This window comes from Psychromonas sp. KJ10-5 (assembly GCF_055808325.1).
Genome location: NZ_CM147864.1, coordinates 877,144 through 897,636 on the forward strand (window position 1 = coordinate 877,144; position 20,493 = coordinate 897,636).

Here is a 20,493-nt window from a genome sequence, read left to right on the forward strand (position 1 = left end):
CTTACAAGCAACAAAGTTTTTGCATATTATGCGATCAGGCATGATAAACTTAACGAATGGAACAGATAAATCACTCAGTACGCATTATTGACATCGCTCAAGAAAATGCACAACAACGTATCGACAACTTTCTTCGCTTACATTTGAAGGGCGTGCCTAAAAGCATGATCTATCGAATTGTGCGTAAAGGAGAGGTTCGAGTTAATAAAAAACGCATTAAACCCGATTATAAATTGCAGGTAGGCGACAGTGTACGTATTCCGCCTGTTAAAGTAGATCCGGAAAATGCATTACCTTCACCCAAACTCAACAGCATTAAAAATTTAGAATCCGCTATTGTCTATGAAGATGATGCCCTAATTATTTTAAACAAGCCTTCTGGGCTGGCTGTACATGGTGGTAGCGGACTTGATTTTGGCGCAATTGAAGGCTTACGAGCATTACGCCCTGATTCACGCTTCTTAGAGTTAGCTCACCGTTTAGATAAAGCCACTTCTGGCTGTTTATTGATTGCCAAAAAGCGCAGTATGTTACGTGCATTACATGAGCAATTACGTCAGAAAACCATGAAAAAACAGTATTTCGCGTTAGTAAAAGGCCAATGGGATAAAAAAGACCGTTTGGTACGTGAACCTTTATTAAAAAATGCCCAAGATTCAGTGGTCAAAGTCAGTCCACTAGGTAAAGCATCTGAAACTCATTTTAAAATTATACAGCGCTATGAAGGCGCAACATTAGTCGAAGCAAGCCCTGTCACCGGACGTACTCACCAAATTCGTGTGCACAGCGCATGTAAAGGTCATAATATTGCTTGTGATGAACGTTATGGTGACAGTGCCTTTGATAGTAAAATGACGGCACTAGGATTAAACCGTCTTTTCCTGCATGCAGCGCATATTACTTTCTTTCACCCTGTGTTAGAGAAAAGAATGACCGTTAGTGCACCACTTTGTCCTCGCTTAGAGGCACTTTTGAGCAAATTACAACGAAGCTAAGATGAAATATCAATTAATTATTTTTGATTGGGACGGCACGTTAATGGATTCGCTTGATAAAATTGTGCTGTGTATGCAACAGGCGGCACAAAAAGTTGCGATTCCAGTGCCAAGCGAAGAAGCAGTAAAACATATTATCGGTTTGAGTTTGGAAAAAGCAGCAGAGCAATTGTTCCCTGCATTACCTTATGGTAAGCAACAAGCTTTAGTGGATGCCTACCGAGACCAATATCATGCTAATCAACACATTGATACGCCATTCTATAACGGTATATCAGAGTTGTTGATTAATTTACAACAACGCGGTTACTTATTAGCCGTTGCAACGGGTAAAGGCAGAGTTGGCTTGGATCGTATGATTGCCAAAACTAACACGTCTACTTTGTTTAATGCCACTGTCTGCGCAGATGAAGCTAATTCTAAACCTGATCCGTTAATGATTAGACAGTTATTAGATAAGTTAAGCATTTCTGCGGACCAAGCTATCATGATAGGTGACTCTATTTATGACTTAGAGATGGCCGCAAACGCAGGGGTTGATAGTTTAGGTGTAAGTTATGGTGTGCACAGTGCAGAGCTGTTGATGCAAGCTAGACCTAAAGCCATTTTGAATTGTCTTGCGACTGAGCTAGATAGTTATATTTAAGTTATTTATGAAGGGTTTATTGTGAAAGAATCAGCTTTGAAAGATAAAGTATTGTTTAGCGAATATATAAAATTAACTGGACGTGGTGAAAAAGGTCGTCGTCCTTTAACCATGGCTGAAGCAAAGCAAGCATTAACTGATTATTTACAGGGTGATGCCAGTATTTTGCAACTGGCTGTGTTGTTAATGTTACAACGAGTGCGATGTGAAACGCCAGAGGAAGCGGCTGGCTACATTGAAGCGCTACGTGCACAATTCTCTGAGCAATGGCAAACTTTACCTGTCGATTTAGATTGGCCATGTTTCGCAGGTAAAAAAAGACAACCACCTTGGCTATTATTGGCTGCAAAAGTATTAGCAGCAAATGGTATTAAGATTTTTTTGCACGGTCACATGACAGTCGATTTAATCAAATACCAAGTGGAATCAGCTTGTCCGCTATTAGGGATTGAAATTGCAGATACACCGGAAAAAGCTAAACTCGCTTTAGAAAAAGAGGCATTAGTTTATGTTCCTTTATCTGCATATTGTCCTGAATTAATTGAGTTATTAGCCTTGCGTGAACAAGTTGGCCTACGCACACCATTAAATACAGTCGCTCGAAGTGTTAACCCTACTAAAGCACCCTATAGTATTCACGGCGTTTTTCATAAAAGTTATGAAAAAATACATGCTGAAGCTGCACTATTAAACAATGAGCATAGTATCATCGCTTTTAAAGGTGAAGGGGGGGAAAGTGAAGTCAACCCACGCGTTTCAACCTTAGCTTGTGGTGTGACACAGGTAGATGGTCAAACTCGTTATATTGAACAAGATTGGCCAACTTACCTAGCAGACTTTTCCGGAGCACACACCGAAGTCTCTGCAGAGTATTTATTAAAAGTATGGAACAAAGAAATTGAAGACGTATATGGTGATGCTGCCGTTATTACTACTATGGCGATGGTATTAAAGCAGATGCAGCCGGCATGCTCACAGGATGAAGCGTTACAAAAAGCAAAACAGTTATGGGAAACTAGAACTATTTAGTCAGCCAGTTGTTAAATGCTCTATTAAAAAGGAAGCGAATAGCTTCCTTTTTTACTTTCTACTGACTAACTCTTAAATAGCTAAAACGCTAAGAGTAGATGTCTGTTAATTTTATCTGATTTTTCTGATTTGAATGATCATGCCAAATAGAGGGTGATCAAAATAGTGTATCTCGCCACTACGCAAACGGGTTGATTGATCAAATAATGTTTCAGTAATTACTTTTTCAGTACGTACATTTCGTTGTACTGGTTCTTGATTAACAATTTGTACTACACCATCTTGTTCAATTGCTTTTGTTTCTGGAGCTCGAACAGATAAAGGTGATGAAACTGCCTTTTCTGTTTCAGTTCTTACTATTAATTGGCTATCGATGTGCAGGTAGCGCTCTACATAAATCAGTAAATTACCATCGATTTCATAAAGGTCTTGTAGTATCTCTTTCTTTTGTAAGGCAGCTAAGACATCCAACGATTCATCTGATTGTGCTTTGTCTGTACTTGAAGGTGCGCTAGATAAACCAGTTTGCTCCATGGCTAAAGCATAGTTTTTTCCTGCAAAAAGATGAATAGGTAATGCATTCTGTTTACTTTGTATTGGCATACGCCAAGCTGTATGCAATAAAGGGGTGAACAATTGATGATTATTCAGTCTATTAAGTTGCTCGTTAAGTCTTGTACCATTTAATCGCTTTAATCGATGACCTCCCTGTACCATTTGAGCATCAGTGAGACGTACCGGGTTTTGTTGATGTAAACAAGGCTCCCCAGCTAAACAGCTTGTCGCTGGATTGGCTTTAATAACTTCTAAGCGATCACGTTGTTTTAAATAAACATTATTTTGGTCGAGTTGTTCACTGTTATCTTTTACATCAACATTACGTTTAAATACGAGTACTTCAACGTCAAACCAACGGTCACCAGCTGCCTGCACATTTAAAGAACAAGTTGCGGCAAAAAACAATGATAAAATATAACGTAAATTCAAAAGGTTATCCTTTTTTTGATTTATTTAATAAGGTTTAATTTAAAACTATCAAGTAACTGTTTCAACCAGTTTAAGCGTTCTGCACTATTCTCTAATGCAATACTGAATTTTAATTTACTCGGTCCATCAAGTTTAAAGGTATTTGATTGTGTTTGCAGTAATGAAACAAGGAACATTGGATCAACTTTTGAATGCTCCGTAAAAGTTACGGCGCCACCTAAAGCATGTGCTTCAATACGTGCAATGCCTAACTTCGAACATCTTTGTTTGATTGCTGTTACTGCCACTAAATTTTTTGTTGAATCTGGTAATAATCCAAATCGATCAATTAGTTCTACTTGTATCTCATTAAGTTCATTATTATTTTTACTATTTGCAATACGTTTATACAAAGATAAACGCATATTCACATCCGGAATATAATCGTCTGGAATAAGTGCAGGAATTCTTAACTCAACTTCTGCTTGAGTTGATAATAGGTGTTCTAAACTTGGTTCTTGACCATTACGTAAAGCCTCCACCGCTTGATTAAGCATATCCATATATAGATTGAAGCCAATACTGGTAATTTGCCCTGATTGTTCATCACCTAGTAATTCACCGGCACCACGAATTTCTAGATCGTGTGTTGCAAGTGTAAAACCTGCACCTAAAGTATCCAGTGAACCGATTGCTTGAAGACGCTTTTTAGCATCTTTAGTCATTAACTTTGGTGTTGGTGTTAATAAATAAGCATAAGCTTGATGGTGCGAACGACCAACACGACCACGTAATTGATGTAACTGTGCTAAACCAAGATGATCGGCACGGTTAATGATAATGGTATTCGCAGTAGGTATATCGATACCAGTTTCTATGATAGTCGTACAAACTAATACATTTTGGCGCTGATGATAAAAATCAGACATAACGCGTTCTAGCTGTTGTTCATTCATTTGACCATGGGCAATGGCAATTCTTGCTTGCGGTAATAAAGTTTGTAAATCAGCTGCCGCTTTTTCGATAGTATCGACATTATTGTGTAAGAAATACACTTGACCACCACGCATAATCTCACGTGTAATCGCATCACTGATGGTTTGATCACTGCGTTGTTCTACAAAGGTCTTCACAGCTAAACGTTTGGCTGGCGGGGAGGCGATGATAGAGAGATCACGCATTCCATTCATCGACATATTTAAAGTACGAGGAATAGGTGTTGCTGTAAGCGTTAAAATATCGATTTGCGCTCGTAAACGTTTAATTTTTTCTTTTTGGCGTACTCCAAAACGATGTTCCTCATCGATTATTAGTAAGCCTAAATCCGCGAAATTAATACCATCACTTAGTAATTTGTGTGTACCGATTAGAATATCCACTTTACCGTCAGCGGCATCTTGTAAAATCAGCTTCTGTTCTTTAGCTGTCTTAAAGCGCGATAATACCTCAATTCTCACTGGCCAATTAGCAAATCTATCTCGAAAATTTTCAAAATGTTGTTGAGCGAGCAAAGTGGTCGGTACTAATAAAGCCACCTGGCGCGCATTGTCGGTTGCCATAAAGGCTGCACGCATTGCAACTTCAGTTTTCCCAAAGCCTACATCACCACAGACCAGTCTATCCATAGGTTGTGATGAACACATATCGGAAATAACTGAGTTGATGGACAGCGCTTGATCATGTGTCTCTTCATAGGGAAAGTCATTACTAAATAATGCATAGTTTTCTTTATTTAATTGATACCTAAAGCCTTTTTTAGCTGCGCGTTGTGCATAAATCTCAAGTAGTTCAGCGGCGACGTCACGAACTTTTTCGGCGGCACGTTTTTTGGCTTTTGCCCAGGTATCATTGCCTAATTTACTAATAGGCGCGGTTTCTACGTCACTGCCACTGTAACGACCGATCAGGTGCAATGAGGTAACAGGTACATACAGTTTATCACCACGCAAGTACTCCAATGTTACAAACTCATTAACACTGCCAGAGACTTCGATAGTTTGTAGTCCTAAATATCGAGCAACACCGTGGTCAATATGCACAACAGGCTGGCCTACTTTTAATTCGGCTAGGTTACGAACGATATGTTCTGAGTTTTCTTCACCATTATTATCTTTATTTTGGCGTCGTCTTTGGGTTATTTTGTTACCCAATAATTCTGTTTCAGTGATAAAGGCAAAAGCGGAATCAATGATCAAAAAGCTATGTTCAACACGACTAACGGTGATATACACTTTGTGTTTATCTGGCTTACATTCACTTAGGTGGTTGACTGATTTTATGTTGAGTTTAAGTGGGCTGAGTAACTCTAATAATGCTTCTTTACGACCTGCCGATTCAGCACTGAGTAAAATGGTGCCATCAAAACCTTCAATAAAAGCACTGATATTAGCTAATGGATTTTTATCTTTATGGTGGATCTTAATATCTGGCAATGTGGTCAGCGGTAAATTAGTTTTACCAGCTTTAGGTAATGCAAAAGAGGCGTTTTGTAACTGATACTTTGGAAACTCATTGAGTCGTCTGAAACATTGTTCTTGGCGAAGGTAAAGTTCAATGGGCTGCAATAGCGGACGAAGTAAATCAACGCCTCGCTCTTCGAAACGATGTGTGATGGTTTTCCAGAATTCGTCGATAGCAGTACCAATATCACCAAGGATACATAAACGACTTTGTTTAGGAAAATAATCAAATAAAGTGGCTGTCTCATTAAAAAATAGCGGCAGATAATATTCGATACCAGCAGGTAAGTTTGTTTGTGAAATCTGCTGATAAATCGAATCGTTACTGGTACATATTTTTGCTGGGAATTTATCTTGGTAAGCTTGTTTAAAGTTTTCGATAGCCTGTTTATCTGTTGCAAACTCATGAGCGGGTAACATCTTTATCTGTTTGATAGTTGGTAAAGAGCGTTGCGTTTCAGTATCAAAAGGGCGAATGGAATCAACTTCATTATCGAAAAAATCGATACGGTAAGGAGTGTCGCTAGCCATTGGGTAAATATCAAGTAATGAGCCCCTTGCACAAAACTCACCGTGTTCTTGTACTTGGTCCACTGCGTAATATCCAGCTTCTTGTAATTGCTCTCGTAACAGTTGTAACTCTAATTGTTGTCCGGTTTTAACCACTAATGTATTTTGTTTTAAATAACTAGGCGGCGCTAATCTCAACAATAGAGTCGTTACTGGGATAATCAAAATACCTTCTTTCATAGAAGGCAGTTGATACAAGGTTTCGATACGTGTTGAGATAATATCTTGATGCGGTGAAAAATGATCGTAAGGTAATGTTTCCCAGTCTGGAAATAGATTTACTTCAAATTTGTTCTCGGCAAAAAATAATAACTCTTGATGCAACTTAATGGCACTGGGTGTGTCATTAACGATGACGATTAACGGCGACTTTTGTGGATTAGCCTGGGCACATTGGCTGATCACTAAACTTTGACTACTACCGACTAAATTGGCTAGTTGTTGTGTGTCGGTTGTTGATTTTAATGTTTGTATGTCGAGTAAATTGTTCATGTTTTGACTTATTTTATTTATTTAATTGCTAAGAAAAGTGCGTGTGAAAACAGTGCGTATAGGTAATTGTAATGCATAGTTATAGCGCTCTTTAACTGTTAGTTTCCCGTAATTTCGCTCTGTCTTTTAGCTGTTGAGATTGTATATGTAAACTGGCACGAATTAATAGCTCACGATCTTGGTCTCGAATAAGAGTGTAAGTTAATGTACACTGCTCGGCGCTTATTTCTGTGACGTTAGCATAACAATAAATAGCAGAGGATTCTTCAGGTAAAAATATTTTTAACCTGACAATATCTTCTTTTTTCAGTGTGTTATTGTTTTTTATGATTAAGCTACCCGCACTAAACTTAATGCTTTGATGACGTGATTTTTCTTCATCTTGTTGGGTTAGTACATAGCTTAATAGGGTATTAATTTTTTGGTTTTGGGCTTGCAGATATTGCCATAGCGCTTTACTGGTTTCATTGTTTAATTTTAATGGTGTCAAGATGTTTGCATCGGCTTGTGCTAAGTCACTGGCCATTCTAAATGGGCCTGGAATCTCTTGCTCAAAAGCCTGTTGATTGAGAGGGATTTCCTCTTTACCAATTGATTTTAAGTTGATTGAAAGTGTATGTTCTACCAAAAAATATTCATTATTATTCATATTTACAAACCAAGCAGTAATTAAGTGGTGGCAAAACACCTTATTCTAGGAGTTTTGTCTGTCTTAGCGAATAAAGATACATTAGAATGGCTTGCATTAAAATGTAATCAATAAGTTAAGTCTAATTTAGTGAGGTTAATGATGGATTGTGTGGCACATTTCTTCATATTAATCACGTTAGTCTGAATTAAAGATAATTATTATAAAAGGTAACTATGTTTTATCCTTTAAGTGTTTTCATCGGTTTACGTTATACAAAGTCAAAGCGTAATAACCAATTTGTCTCGTTTGTTTCCTTATTTTCTACTGGTGGCATTATTCTCGGCGTCTTAGCATTGATCACTGTATTGTCGGTGATGAATGGTTTTGAAGCTGAATTAAAGCAGCGAATTTTAGGAGCAATTCCCCAAGCTAAGTTAACTAACCAAACTAATACTATTACGGACTGGCAACAGCGTATAGATCAACTTCCTGACGATCCTTTAATTGTTGATGTTGAGCCAATGATTAATGCTGAAGCGATTTTGCAAAGTAAGATTGGTTTACAAGGAGTAAAAATTGAAGGTGTTTATCCTGATAAATATGCCAGTGAAACAGTCAAAAGCAATATAGTGGTAGGTAGTTTAGATAAGTTAGTTGCAAGCGAATATAAGATCATCATTGGTGACCAGTTAGCACGCATGTTAGGTGTGACGATTGGCGATAAGGTAAGAATAACATCTACCAGAGGAGTGCGTTATACGCCTTTAGGGCAAGTGCCTAGCCAACGCAACTTTACTGTTGCGGGCTTGTTTGATGTTGGCTCAGATGTTGATAAATATCTGGTGCTGATGCATGCCCAAGATGCCGCACGTTTAATTCGTATTCAGACAGACCAAGTGACTGACTTACGTTTCTATTTTACTGAACCTTTTGCGGTGGAGTCATGGACACCTCCGGCATTACAAAAAGATGAGATGATTATTGATTGGCGTAGCACACATGGAGAGTTATTTGCGGCGGTGAAAATGGAAAAAAATATGATTTGGTTACTACTGTGTTTAATTATAGCAGTGGCTGCATTTAATATTTTATCTTCCTCGGTGATGGTGGTTACTGATAAAAGTGCCGAAGTAGCGATATTAAAGACTCTTGGCATTAACGCCAATACGATTAATTTGATATTTATTATTCAGGGGGCATTTAGTGGCATCGTTGGAGCATTAATTGGTACAGGTTTAGGGCTATTATTGAGCACCTACATCAATGAAATTATGTCGTTTTTAGGCCTACATTTATTGGCTAATGCATCAGGCGGCACCCGACTTCTTCCCGTTGTACATGAGCCTGTGCAAATAGTATCCATTATGTTAGGTGCAATGTTTTTAAGTTTATTAGCAACTTTATATCCGGCTTACAGAGCGGGTAAAGTTAGCCCAGTTGAGGCATTAAGATATGAGTAATTCAATAGTAGTTTGTCAGGATTTAAGTAAAGTTTATCAAGAAGGGCGTTTAGCAACATCGGTGTTGCAAGGTGTTAACTTAGCCGTTGAACCAGGTGAGTTATTAGCAATTGTAGGCACATCAGGCTCAGGTAAAAGTACTTTACTGCATTTATTAGGTGCTTTAGATGCTCCTTCAACGGGAGATGTTATTTTTAATGGTAAAAATATTCATAAGTTATCTGCAAAACAACAAGCAAAGTGGCGTAATCAAGAGCTAGGGTTTGTTTATCAATTTCATCATTTGTTATCTGAGTTTACGGCTTTAGAAAATGTCGCAATGCCGCTTTTAATTGCTGGTGAGCCGATTAAAGTAGCACAGCAAAAAGCCTTAGATTTATTAACCCGTGTTGGCTTAAGTGAACGAGTTGCACATCGTCCATCGGAGCTTTCTGGTGGTGAAAGACAACGTGTTGCAATCGCAAGAGCACTTATTAACAAGCCTTCTTTAGTATTAGCAGATGAGCCCACAGGTAATCTAGATGCAAAAAGTGCAGAGTCTGTCTATCAGTTATTAAAAGAGCTCAATGCGGAACTGGGAACTGCTTTTATTGTTGTTACTCATGACCAGCAATTGGCTAATAAATTAGATCGACAGTTATATATGAGTAACGGCATTTTACAGGATACGCAGTAATGTTTAGACCTTTATCATTATTTGTTGGTTTACGTTACAGCAAAGCAAAGCATAAAAATAAGTTTGTCTCATTTATCTCCATGGCCTCGATTTTTGGGATTATTTTAGGTGTGGCGGTATTGATCGTGGGCCTTTCTACCATGAATGGTTTTGAAAAAGCATTAAGAGACCAGCTGTTATCGGTTATTCCCCATGCCGAGCTTGAAGTAGTAGAGGGTGACTTTGAAAACGAAAAAGCAGTGTTATCTAAAGTTAGAGAACACCCAGGCGTAGCGGGTGCTAGCCCGTATATCGTGATGAATGCGCTGTTACAAAATAATATTAATATGAAAGCATTACAAATGCGTGCGATTAATCCTGAAACTGAAACTCAAGTGACTGCGGTTGAGCAGTATATTAAACAGGGGGGCTGGGAATTATTATCCAGTGAAGAAAACAGTATCATATTAGGAGAGCCTGTTGCTCAACAGCTTAAGCTAGCTGTTGGTGATACGGTAACACTATTATTACCTCAACCGAGTACGGTTAAATTAAGAGCGCCACGTAAATTTGCATTTACGCTGACCGGGACTTTTAAAATGGGGGGGCAAGTTGATACGACCTTAGGCTTCATCCATATTAATAAAGCCAAACAAATATTAGATGTACAGCATGCAACAGGCATTGCTTTTAAAGTCGATGATGTTTTGCAGGCACAGACATTAGCTCGCGAAGTGGCCTATAGCATCCCTGTGTACATGTATGTGAAGAGTTGGATCACTAGCCAAGGATATTTATACCAAGATATTCAAATGGTTAAATCATTGATGTATGTAATCCTTTTGTTAGTTGTTGCGGTGGCTTGTTTTAATATCGTTTCGACACTAGTGATGGCAGTTAACGAGAAACGAGGTGACATCGCTATTTTAAAAACAATGGGGGCTAATAAATGGTCTTTACGTGCTATTTTTATGGTACAAGGGGCATTTAATGGGTTGATGGGTAGCTTTTTTGGCGCTTTATTAGGTACTTATCTTTCTTTAAATTTAAGTTCTATTTTTGCTGCAATTGAAAGTTTATTAGGACGTAAATTTCTATCTGGTGATATCTATTTCATTGATTACTTACCATCACAAATCGATTATCAACAAGTAGTTGTTATAACTATTGTTGCTTTTGTTATGAGTGTTGTAGCGACTATTTACCCTGCATGGACAGCAAGTAATATTGAACCAGCTAAAGAGTTAGGCTATAGCCACTAAACTTAGCTATTAAATACAAGGTTAAAATATGGTGTGTTGTTAATTCAACGCACCATACTCTGCCAGTAAGTCATATACTCCCTCCGCAATTAATCGATATCCTTGTGCATTTGGATGAACTGTATCGCTGTGTAACGCTGGTTTCTTTAATACATCTCTCATAATGCCATTGCCCAGTGGAATCTTGTACTGTGTTGCTAACGTTTGGTATTGCTCAATATCAGACAAAAAGATCGTGGCTTCAGGCACGGACAATAAAATAACTTGAATATCTCTGTCTTGAGCCATTTCAATCATCTGTGCAAGATTGTCCTGCATTTTATCTAAATTTCTATTTCGTAAAACGTCGTTACCACCATGACAAAGAATCAATAACTGTGGCTGATATTTATCTAATAGTTTAGGTAAGCGTTTAAGTCCTTGTAGGCTAGTTTCGCCGCTAATACCTGCATTGATTACCTGTCTGTTTAACAGCAAGCCTAGTTGGACCGGATAACTTTCTTGTTTATTAGCTCCGCGACCAGAGGTTAAGCTATCACCAAAAGCTAAGATAGGTTGCTGCTCATTTAGAGGAGTTAAAGATGGAGAGTCACTACAGGCCATTAATAGTAAGGTAAACATTAAACAAAGGGGTATTTTCATGGACTAGGCTCGATAGTAACAATAATAAAAACAGCTGAGTGCTATAAAATATAGGCAAAAAAAAGCGCACTATACAGTGCGCTATGGGCATTTTTATATTAATTAATCGTCTAAAATACCTAGGATGCTCAATAGGTGAACAAAGATATTAAAGATGTTTAAGTATAATGAAACGGTTGCACGGATGTAGTTTGTTTCACCACCGTTAATAATACGGCTTGTATCGACTAGTATTAATCCAGACATAATCATAACTACAACACTGCTGATAACCAGTTGCATTAATGGAATTTGTAAGAATATGTTAGCAATCATCGCAACGATTACTGCAATCATACCAGCCATTAAGAAGCCACTCATGAATGAGAAGTCTTTACGAGAAGTTAGTACATAAGCAGATAAAGCAAAGAAGATGATAGCCGTTGTACCAAGTGCTTGCATAATTAGTGCAGGGCCGTTTGCCATTGTTAGGTAGTGATTTAACATGTTACCCAGTGATGCACCCATCACGCCAGTAAACATAAATACCCAGAAAAGGCCTTTGCTTGAATCAGCTGTTTTAGAAACAACAAATAATAAACCGAAGCCAACTAGCATTAATACTAATGACATTATAGGCCCAATGCCGACCATGGTTGCTATGGTTGCAGTAACGGCACTGAATGCAAGTGTCATCCCTAACAGCATGTAAGTATTTTTTAATACTTTATTGATTGATACACCAGCACCACGTGCTTGAGTGTTAATTGAAGAATTCATAATGTACTCCAGTTGATTAAATAATAATTAATAAACATCATAACACTTGGATTTAGCTTGTGTAGTGTTTTCGTATGAGATTAGTTAACAGAGTGTGATATATGTAATAGTAATTTTAAAAAGATAGTGTTTAGGATAAGTAAAAGGACTATTTACACTTTTTAAGTAATAACAATTAGTTATGAGGATTTATAGGAAATGAATATCAGTGATATAGACATTGGTAGCTGAGCAATGATAAAAATAAAAAAGGCACCGAAGTGCCTTCATAGTATTAGGTCTTTTAAAAGGGCTTATTTAGCGCCTTCGATGATACCAACAAACTCTTCAATAATTAGTGCTGCACCACCTACTAAACCGCCGTCGATGTCAGCTTGAGCAAATAGCTCTTTTGCACTGTTTGCTTTAACACTACCACCGTAAAGAATTTGCACTTTCTCTGCAACTACTTCACTTTGTGCTTTTAACCATGAGCGGATGTGGGCGTGAACTTCTTGAGCTTGCTCAGAAGTTGCAACTTTACCTGTACCAATTGCCCATACTGGCTCATATGCGATTACTGAGTTTTCAACTGCTGCAATACCTGCAACGTCGATAACAGCTTTAAGTTGTGCTTCAACTACTGCGAATGTTTTATCAGTTTCACGCTCTTCTAGCGTCTCACCGATACAAAGAACAGGAACCAGGCCATTTTCTTGAATAGCCACAAATTTAGCTGCAACAACTGCATCAGTTTCATTGTGGTATTGGCGACGCTCAGAGTGACCTACTAGGCTATATTTAGCACCAAACTCTTTAACCATTACTGGTGAAGTTTCACCTGTGAATGCACCAGAAACATTTGTGCTTACATCTTGAGCACCAAATTCAATGCTGTTGCTTGCTGTTAAGTTAGCAACTTGCTCAATGAAGATAGCCGGTGGGCATACTGCAACTTCAACATTGCTTGCTGCATCAGCTGCGCCTTCAATGCCTTTGATTAAAGTTGCAACTGATTCTTTTGTACCGTTCAGTTTCCAGTTACCCATTACAAGAGGTGTTCTCATGTTTAACTCCGTTAGTTTATTTAAATTGTATGCTTTTCAGACATTTTGGTAATTAAAAATCACTTTACTTACCATATTGTGATCTATCCCAGTAAATTATCTGTTATCTACTGTAAATACAAGTAAGGCTTCAATGAAAGTCCCATTTTTATTGTGTTCAATCAATAAAGTCTTAGTTTACTTGCGTAAATTGCACTGCAGGTTGCTGTTGATAGAACTCGTTGTCATTTTGTTCTTCAACTTTTGTTGGATTCGTGAAAGCTTCTTTGTCAAAAGCGATATCTCCCCCATCAATTACGCCTGAATTACTATCTATCGATTTAAAATCAAATAAATCAGTATCTGCTAAATGAGATGGGACTACATTCTGCATCGCGGTGAACATAGTTTCTAAACGACCAGGAAATTTTTGGTCCCATTCGCTGAGCATCTCTTCAGTTAATTTACGCTGTAAGTTAGGCTGAGAACCACACAGGTTACAAGGAATAATTGGGAACTTTTGTAATTTAGCAAAGGCTTCAATGTCTTTTTCTTTACAGTAAGCCAAAGGGCGGATCACAACATGTTCACCATTGTCAGAGACTAGTTTTGCTGGCATTGATTTCATTTTTCCTGCAAAAAAGAGGTTAAGCATCATAGTCGCAAGCATATCATCACGGTGATGGCCCAGTGCAATCTTTGTTGCTCCTAGCTCTTTTGCAGTATTGTAAAGAATGCCACGACGTAATCGAGAACATAGGCTACAGGTGGTTTTACCTGGTTCTAGTTTTTCTGTGACTATGCTGTAAGTGTCTTGCTCTACAATTTTATAATCAACACCTAACTTAGCTAGGTATTCAGGCAGAATATGCTCAGGGAAACCCGGTTGCTTTTGATCCAAGTTAACAGCAATGATATCAAAGTTAATCGGTGCAACAGCTTTAAGTTGACTCAACATCTCTAATAATGTGTAACTGTCTTTACCACCAGAGACACATACCATGACTTTATCGCCATCTTCAATCATATTGTAATCTGCGATAGCTTGACCTGTTTGTCTACGCAACACTTTGTTTAATTTTTTGAGGTTAAATAATTCTTTTTCTGAAAGTTGCTGCGTCATTGTAAACCTTGTTTATGGAGAGTTATAAGCACGCGCATTGTATAAAAAGAGATGAGTGTATGTAAAGAGCTGAGCCCTTTATATTGGTGAGGGGCGAGCGATTAGAAAGCCTTGTATGCCATCAATATACATATGTTCTAAGATATGCTTTTGCTCAAGGCGTTCGATACCTTCAGCTACCACTTGACATTCCATTCGGTGAGCAACATCAATAATCATGCGAATAAACTGTTGATTGGTACTGTCATGCTCAATATCTACAATTAAGCTTGAATCAATTTTAATATAATCTGGCTTTAACTCTTTGAATAAACGGAATGAACCGATTCCTTTGCCAAAACGGCAAATCGCAGAGCGGCTACCTGCACGTTTTAACATATCAAAAAATCGCTTACTGGCTGTAAGGTGGTTGTCTAATGGTTTTTCATGCACTTCAAATACTAGTGATCCCGCGATATCAGCTTCACGCAATAATAGGCGCTCTAACCAAATAAGAAATGCACTATTTTGTAAAGAAGCATAACTTATATTAATTCCCCAATGTGTATTTAAGTCTGCTTTCAATCGGTAACTCGCTATCGTACGTTCAATAATCAATTGTTCTAGTTTGACTATAGTATCGGTACGTTGAGCCATTGAAAAAACAGTGCTTGCAGGAATAACACTACCCGTTTCCCCTAAAAATCGGGTGAATATTTCTTGGTATCCTTTCATGTTACGGTGTATGGCATGGACCGGCTGTTGTAAAAATTCAAATGAACGATTAGTCATCAATGCATTGATCGCCGTCCGCCAGTGTTGTTCACCTAATTGGAACTCAGTATTTTCTTCAAGCACCCATGAGTTAGGGCCTGCAATTTGTGCTTTAGCTAATGCGATATCTGCTCTAGCAAGAACATGTTCAGGTAACTGTTTGGCAGAAATACGTGTCATACCATTAAAAGCGACACTTTCTAGATTATGCGTTGCTTGATATTGGTCAAATTTAAACTTTAACTCCTCACTATATTTATGTGCATGAGGGGTGGTCATATTATGGGCTATCACTGCGAAATCTGACCCACTAATACGGAATACTTCAGTATTCGCAAAGTTTGCTGACACTTGTTTAATCATTTTCGAAACACTTAATAAATAGTCATCGCCTTGATGAAAGCCTAGGCTAGCGTTTACCGTAGATAATTCAAAAATTCTTATAATCGATAAAATAGCATGATCCTGATTATTTTCGGCTGATAGCAGGTCAGTTAACTCCCTACGAAATGCATGGCGGTTATTCAAGCCCGTTAAACTGTCTTTATTGGCTTGGGTAGTTAACTTAAATATTTGTTCATTTTTTTCCGCTAAGTCATGGGTTAATTGTTTTATTTTTTTCTTAATCGTGTTCGCGGCTATGGTAAATATGGACTTTACACTTTCGTCATCGAGTGTTTCTTTAATTAATAGGCGTTCATTTTTTCTGAATAAGGTCAGATATATAAGATTGCAAAATAGTGTCGCAATGACTAAAGCGGCAATAATTAATAAAATAATTTGATGGTATAACTTGGAGTATTCGACATTCTTAGCCGTGTATTCGATTACTTGATTTGTTGAAATTGAATATTGCTTTGAGGTGGAGATCGGCAAAACTTTACTAAAAAGCTCATTATCAGGTTGTTCTGATAAGATCAGGGGAGCTGCTAGCTGATCATTCGTGATCTTAATGTAACTGAAATCTTTAGTATTTATTTTGTTTTTTAAGTCAGCTTCAGAGGTGATGTCATTTAATACCGCTAATCTTTTATCAAGACCATATAAGTGCTGTTGTTTTGATAAAATAGGGTTGAATAATGCTTTTATAACAAAAACCAAGGCGATGATAATTACAGCAATAAGAAAATTAGAGATCCAAAAATTTCGTCCAAGGTTGTTCATTTGTAACCTCCTTTGATCTTAATGACTTATTGAAACTCGCTTTATTACCACCTAGGGTAAAGTATAGTTAGAAACTCTTTAATTGCAGAAAATAGTTTCATTTACTATTTTAATGAATGAAGAGTGTCACGTTTCAATAGTGCTATGATTAATAATTAATTTTTTTATTATATAGCAATTTAAAATCATAATTTAGTTTTTTTGTTTAATATTTGCTACTTGCGATAATCCGGTTGGTGCGTTAATAGTAAATATTTTGTTTGCTCATGTTGTGGGTTATCACAAATCTCTTCTGAAGAGCCTTTTTCGACAATCTTTCCTTGATGCAAGACCATGATTTGATCACTCATATGTTTAACAAGGTGCATATTGTGTGCAACAAAAATATAACTAGTCCCTTTAGTTTGTTGAATCTTTAATAGTAAATTAACAATCTTAAATCTAAGTGAAATATCTAGTGTGGTTAAGATCTCATCGACTAAAATAATGTCTGGATTTAAGATCATAGCTCTGGCAATAGCAACTTGGTGTTTTTGCATACTTGAGAGCATGTTAGGGTAAAATGCTAAATAATCAGGTAATAGACCTACTAACTTTAAAGTTTCAATAATTCGTTGATAACGCTGCTTTGCGTCTAAACTCGTATTTAACTCAATTGGTGCATTTAAGATTTTCCCTATGGTCATTTTAGGGTTAAGTGAACTACTTGGATCCTGGAATATCATACGGACTGATACACAACGTTTTTGTGAACTTAAAGTACGAATGGAGTGGCCTTTGATATAAATATCACCTGCATTTGCAGTTAATACACCTGCAATGGTTCTTACTAAGGCACTTTTACCTGAGCCACTTTCGCCTACAACCGCCAACGTTTCACCTTTTTCTAAGGTAAAACTTACTGGTCCAAAGGCTATTTTTTCTTTACTTCCAAAGAAACCAAAGGGTTGCTTAAAGCTTTTACACAGATCGCTTACTTTTAATAATGACGACATAACTAACTCAGCTTACTTGGGTAGTGGCAACGAAAACTGTGTCCTTTTTTAATGGTTAAGGCTGGATTTTTAACACATATTTTTTGAGCTTTTGGACACCTAGGACCTAATCGGCACCCGATAGGTAGTTGGTTTGATGAAGGGATATTACCTGGCAAAGTATATAGTTGTGCTTTATGTTCGTTGATCTCTTCATTATTGATCATGGTTTTAAGCATCGCTTGTGTGTAAGGATGCATTGCGGAACCCATGATTTGTTTATAAGAGCCTGACTCAACGGTTTGTCCACAATAAACCAGCGTCATGTAATCTGAGATACTACTGGTATTAGCAAAGTTATTACTTAGTATTAATAAAGTCGTGTTATTGAGTTGATTAAGTTTATAAAGAAGACGATAGATCTGCGATTGTGTCACTGATTCCATTGCTGTTGTTGGCTCATCGGCAATGATGAGACGTGGATTATTAGCAATCGCCATAGCAATCATTACCTTTTGGCAAACACCTTCAGATAATTGATGCGGGAAACTTTTTAATACTGCTACATCGTTTTGTATGCCGACTTTATGTAATAGTTCTTTAATTTGTAAGCGTCTAGAAGGCACTGTCACACGCTTTATTTTACTTAAAATAGGTCTAAAGCGCTGCTGCCAGGTTTTTTTAGGTAGTACGGATTCAATTTGCGTACGTATTCTTTGGCTAGGGTCTAGGTAAGAGCTAGGCTCTTGGAAAATAACTGAAATTTCAGTACCTAGTATGTTTCTTCTCTCTTTTTGAGATAGTTTCGTTAGATCGGTTTTATCGAGGAACATACGATCTGCGGTTACTGTCCAGTTACTGCTATGTAAGCCTAAAATAGCTTTGGCAATTAAGGTTTTACCTGAACCAGACTCACCAATTAGACCATGGATTGATCCATCAACAATATTAAGTGTCGCTTTATCGATAACCCGAATTGTGCCTTGGGCAGTTTCTATATCTATGCTGAGGTTCCTGATATCTAATAAAGCCATTATTCTTCTCCCTCAATCACCGCGTGACGTAAACCTTCTGCAAATACATTCACAATAATAATGATGATAAAGATCGCTAACCCAGGAAAAGCGACTAACCAAGGAGATAAATAGATTAACTCCATATTATTGGCAATCAAGGAGCCTAATTCTGTTTGTGGTAGTTGTGCACCAAACCCCAAGAAGCCTAAGGTCGCAATTTCTATAATCGCCATGGTAAATAACCGGTTTAAGATAGTGGTCGTTGGCTCAAGAATATTGGGCAATATACCATATCTGAATAAGCGTGTTTTGGCTGCACCGTCCAACTGTAAGGCAATGATATATTGTTTATTCAACTCTTGTTCAATGGCCAGATAACTTGCTCTGATGAATTGAGGTAATAAAGATAAGGCGATTGCTAATAAGCAGTTAACATAACTGGGACCAAAGAAAGTAATTAAGATTAGCGCTGACAGTAAAGAAGGGATCGCGAGAAGGGCATCTAACAAATGGTGTAAAATACTAGCTTTCACTCCTTTAGTGAGAGCCGCACCTGCACCAATTGACATGCCTATAATAGATACAAAAAACGTAATTAATAGCGCGCCACCTAGGGTATATTGAATGCCATGAAATAGGCGTGACAAGGTATCTCTTCCTAGGTCATCGGTACCTAATACATGGTCAATAGAGCCTCCATCTACCCAATAAGGCGGGAGTAACATTTTATCGGGATCTTGAAGTAAAGGTGAGTGAGGCACTAACCATGAGGCAAAGAGTGATATCAAAATTAAACACACAATAACCCACATTGCGACAACAGCAATACTTTTACTTTTAAAAATCGACCAGATATAACGTAGTGGTGATTGTATTTTATCTTCATTAAAGCCGTTATTTATCAGCATATAACGAACCTCTTCTAATTGGGCTTATAATCACCATAATGATTTCTATCGCGATACTGAACATTAAAATAAAGCCAGTGATAATTAACATACCAGCGGGTAACGCGTGATAATCACCGGTTTTCAATGAATTAAACAGCCAAGTACCTATACCGTTAAGATTAAATACAATCTCAATAGTCATCGCAAAAGACAAGATGGTACTTAGTTGTAATCTCAATTGCGGGATAATCGGAGGTAATGCATTGTTCAGTGCATGCTTAAAGACAATTTTAGTACGAGAAAAACCTTTTGCATAAGCAGTTTGGATATAGTTACTACGCATTACCATGGTCATTGAATGACGTGTTAAACGCACAATTTCAGCAATTAAAAAGAATGACAATACCGCCGCTGGTAAAATAAGGTGAGCAACCCGATCAAAAAAGGCAAATAAACCGTATTCGGGAGTAACAAATAGGGTATCTATTAATAGAAAACCGGTCACAACTGGAATGTCGTAAACTAGGCTCATATTACCATCTACGGGTAATATATCACCCCACACACTGGGTAATAATACAGCCATCACACCAACCCAAAAAACAGGTAAAGCTAAGCCAATAATTGCCACCGTCATGATTGCGTAATCTAATTTAGTATTTCGAAATAAACCCGCTAATAAACCTAATGGGATAGCGATAATACAAGAAAATAGAAGTGCAACAAAACACAGTTCTAAGGTTGAAGCAAAAAAGGTTAACCCACGTTGTAGCAGTGGTTGTTGATCTAAAGCTGAGTGTCCGAGGTCAGCACTAAATATGTGCCATAAATATGAAAAATACTGTAGCACATAGTCTTGTTGCACAAGAGGCTGTGTTTGATGGTGAACAAGAATAGTTCGATCGATTGCAAAGGCAATAATAGTTAGAATAAACGCCGTAATTAACAATAAATTTAAACGTCTTATTAAGAATGACAGCAT

General features: G+C 37.6%; 18 protein-coding genes. 6 read left to right on the forward strand and 12 right to left on the reverse strand.

Annotated features, from left to right (window positions below):
• The first annotated feature begins 56 nt into the window (after positions 1-56).
• Genes rluC through AC0L3W_RS04045 form a run of 3 tightly spaced genes read left to right on the forward strand, consistent with a single transcriptional unit; the run spans position 57 to position 2,670 of the window.
• Positions 57-995 (forward strand): 23S rRNA pseudouridine(955/2504/2580) synthase RluC, encoded by a 939-nt coding sequence (rluC, locus tag AC0L3W_RS04035; protein WP_290039248.1) that lies wholly within the window; start codon positions 57-59, stop codon positions 993-995.
• Position 996: 1 nt separating this feature from the next.
• Complete coding sequence (locus tag AC0L3W_RS04040) at positions 997-1,641, forward strand: HAD family hydrolase (RefSeq protein ID WP_409439621.1); 645 nt, start codon at positions 997-999, stop codon at positions 1,639-1,641.
• Positions 1,642-1,662: 21 nt separating this feature from the next.
• A complete protein-coding gene (locus tag AC0L3W_RS04045; protein WP_409439620.1) occupies positions 1,663-2,670 on the forward strand; it encodes a glycosyl transferase family protein in 1,008 nt (335 codons plus the stop codon).
• A gap of 111 nt (positions 2,671-2,781) precedes the next feature.
• Here the strand turns inward: AC0L3W_RS04045 and AC0L3W_RS04050 are convergent, their stop codons facing one another.
• The 3 genes from AC0L3W_RS04050 to AC0L3W_RS04060 all read right to left on the reverse strand — a co-directional run bounded on the left by AC0L3W_RS04050 (position 2,782) and on the right by AC0L3W_RS04060 (position 7,806).
• Positions 2,782-3,657, reverse strand: coding sequence for a peptidoglycan binding protein CsiV (locus AC0L3W_RS04050; protein ID WP_290039252.1), 876 nt, complete (start codon positions 3,655-3,657; stop codon positions 2,782-2,784).
• Between the two features lie 20 nt (positions 3,658-3,677).
• Positions 3,678-7,157 carry a transcription-repair coupling factor gene (mfd, locus tag AC0L3W_RS04055; protein WP_409439619.1) on the reverse strand — a complete coding sequence of 1,160 codons (3,480 nt, stop codon included), beginning with the start codon at positions 7,155-7,157 and terminating at the stop codon, positions 3,678-3,680.
• Between the two features lie 91 nt (positions 7,158-7,248).
• Entirely contained in the window at positions 7,249-7,806 is a 558-nt protein-coding gene (locus AC0L3W_RS04060) for a PilZ domain-containing protein (RefSeq protein WP_290039254.1), read from the reverse strand.
• Between the two features lie 215 nt (positions 7,807-8,021).
• Between AC0L3W_RS04060 and AC0L3W_RS04065 the strand changes: the two genes are divergently transcribed.
• The 3 genes from AC0L3W_RS04065 to lolE are packed head-to-tail and all read left to right on the forward strand — an operon-like array spanning position 8,022 to position 11,165.
• Entirely contained in the window at positions 8,022-9,248 is a 1,227-nt protein-coding gene (locus AC0L3W_RS04065; protein ID WP_409439618.1) for a lipoprotein-releasing ABC transporter permease subunit, read from the forward strand.
• Positions 9,241-9,924 (forward strand): lipoprotein-releasing ABC transporter ATP-binding protein LolD, encoded by a 684-nt coding sequence (gene lolD, locus AC0L3W_RS04070; protein WP_290039256.1) that lies wholly within the window; start codon positions 9,241-9,243, stop codon positions 9,922-9,924. The genes AC0L3W_RS04065 and lolD overlap by 8 nt, the downstream gene beginning before the upstream one ends.
• On the forward strand, positions 9,924-11,165 hold the full coding sequence (gene lolE, locus AC0L3W_RS04075; protein WP_409439617.1) for a lipoprotein-releasing ABC transporter permease subunit LolE: 1,242 nt from the start codon (positions 9,924-9,926) through the stop codon (positions 11,163-11,165). Before lolD ends, lolE begins: the two co-directional genes overlap by 1 nt.
• A gap of 39 nt (positions 11,166-11,204) precedes the next feature.
• Here the strand turns inward: lolE and AC0L3W_RS04080 are convergent, their stop codons facing one another.
• From AC0L3W_RS04080 to AC0L3W_RS04120, 9 genes are all read right to left on the reverse strand, one after another.
• Positions 11,205-11,807 carry an arylesterase gene (locus tag AC0L3W_RS04080; RefSeq protein WP_409439616.1) on the reverse strand — a complete coding sequence of 201 codons (603 nt, stop codon included), beginning with the start codon at positions 11,805-11,807 and terminating at the stop codon, positions 11,205-11,207.
• A gap of 102 nt (positions 11,808-11,909) precedes the next feature.
• A complete protein-coding gene (locus AC0L3W_RS04085) occupies positions 11,910-12,566 on the reverse strand; it encodes a Bax inhibitor-1/YccA family protein (RefSeq protein WP_409439615.1) in 657 nt (218 codons plus the stop codon).
• 293 nt (positions 12,567-12,859) lie between these two features.
• Entirely contained in the window at positions 12,860-13,612 is a 753-nt protein-coding gene (gene tpiA / locus AC0L3W_RS04090) for a triose-phosphate isomerase (protein WP_290039260.1), read from the reverse strand.
• 172 nt (positions 13,613-13,784) lie between these two features.
• Positions 13,785-14,714 carry a tRNA 2-thiocytidine(32) synthetase TtcA gene (ttcA, locus tag AC0L3W_RS04095; RefSeq protein ID WP_290039261.1) on the reverse strand — a complete coding sequence of 310 codons (930 nt, stop codon included), beginning with the start codon at positions 14,712-14,714 and terminating at the stop codon, positions 13,785-13,787.
• Positions 14,715-14,792: 78 nt separating this feature from the next.
• A complete protein-coding gene (locus AC0L3W_RS04100; protein ID WP_409439614.1) occupies positions 14,793-16,631 on the reverse strand; it encodes an EAL domain-containing protein in 1,839 nt (612 codons plus the stop codon).
• Positions 16,632-16,846: 215 nt separating this feature from the next.
• Positions 16,847-17,626, reverse strand: coding sequence for an ATP-binding cassette domain-containing protein (locus AC0L3W_RS04105; RefSeq protein WP_290039263.1), 780 nt, complete (start codon positions 17,624-17,626; stop codon positions 16,847-16,849).
• Between the two features lie 2 nt (positions 17,627-17,628).
• A complete protein-coding gene (locus tag AC0L3W_RS04110; RefSeq protein ID WP_290039264.1) occupies positions 17,629-18,639 on the reverse strand; it encodes an oligopeptide/dipeptide ABC transporter ATP-binding protein in 1,011 nt (336 codons plus the stop codon).
• The gene (locus AC0L3W_RS04115; protein WP_290039265.1) at positions 18,639-19,529 is read right to left on the reverse strand and encodes an ABC transporter permease subunit; all 891 of its coding nucleotides are present in this window, start codon (positions 19,527-19,529) and stop codon (positions 18,639-18,641) included. Before AC0L3W_RS04115 ends, AC0L3W_RS04110 begins: the two co-directional genes overlap by 1 nt.
• Positions 19,516-20,493, reverse strand: a complete 978-nt coding sequence (locus AC0L3W_RS04120) for an ABC transporter permease (protein ID WP_290039266.1) — start codon at positions 20,491-20,493, stop codon at positions 19,516-19,518. The genes AC0L3W_RS04115 and AC0L3W_RS04120 overlap by 14 nt, the downstream gene beginning before the upstream one ends.